The sequence below is a fragment of the Paraburkholderia dipogonis genome (assembly GCF_046027395.1).
Lineage (GTDB): Bacteria > Pseudomonadota > Gammaproteobacteria > Burkholderiales > Burkholderiaceae > Paraburkholderia > Paraburkholderia dipogonis_A.
The window spans coordinates 1-1139 of sequence record NZ_JAQQEG010000115.1; the positions used below are offsets into that span (position 1 = coordinate 1).

Consider the following 1139-nt stretch of genomic DNA (forward strand, 5'->3'; position numbering starts at 1 on the left):
TCCCGGCGCCCACGCCGCAATCCACGACTATCCCCTTGCCCGAAGGATATGCCCGCCAACCGGCGGGTAACCTGGAAGCTGATCCGGACAGTCCGGGTATCTTCAGGGACAGCAAGCTCCAGGCTTATATCCGGGCGAACGGTCAAACCTGGCCGGTCAGGTACGACACGGACAATGGCACGTGGCGTGTCTATCAACCCGACAATCCGACGAAGTATCAATACCCCGTCAGGCTTGATGCGCACGGCAACTGGCAGGTGCATGGCGACACGGGCATACCAGGGGGGACTCCCCCGATTCCGGCGGAAACAAGGCAAAAAGCGGAAGCGCTGTTTAGAGACGGATGGACGTCGAAGAACATCGCGAGAAGATTGGACATAAGTCAACCCGCTGCATGGAAGATTAAGCGGGACGCGAATTTACCGGACATCCCGAGCCCGCCGCTGCAATCAATTGCTTTCAGGACGGAGGTCATTGCCCGGGTGAACGCCGGAACTCCACCCGAGCAGATAGCTCGCGATATGCATGTCCAACCCGAAACCGTGGAGGTCATCGTCGAACAGTATCGCCGCGACGGGTATGTGCAACTCGACACCGGCGGGCCGCTTCCGGTGGAAACAAGGCAAAAAGCGGAAGCGCTGTCTAGAGACGGATGGACGACGGCGGCCATCGCGAGAAAATTGGGCATAAGTGAATTCGCTGTACGGACGATTAAGCGGGACGCGAACTTACCGGACATCCTGAGCCTGCCGCTGCAATCAATTGCTTTCAGGACGGAGGTCATTACCCGGGTGAACGCCGGAACTCCACCCGAGCAGATCGCTCGCGATATGCATGTCCAACCCGAAACCGTGGAGCTCATCGTCGAACAGTATCGCCGCGATGGGCAGGTGAAACGCGACAGCGGCTTGCCGCTTCCGGCGGAAACAAGGCAAAAAGCGGGAGCGCTGCTTAGAGACGGATGGACGCAGACGAACGTCGCGAGAAGATTGGGCATAAGTCAATTCGCTGCATTGAGGATTAGGCAACGCATGAATTTACCGGACATCCCGAGCCCGCCGCTGCGCTCACCTCAAATAAGGAAGGACGTCATTGCCCGACTGCAGGCCGGAACTCCGCCAGCGCAGATCGCGCAGGAC

Annotated in this window: 1 pseudogene; it reads left to right on the plus strand. The window is 58.9% G+C overall.

Annotation, left to right across the window (positions count from 1 at the left end):
• Positions 1-35: 35 nt before the first annotated feature.
• Positions 36-1139, plus strand: a pseudogene (locus PQR32_RS42090) (hypothetical protein); the annotation flags it as partial.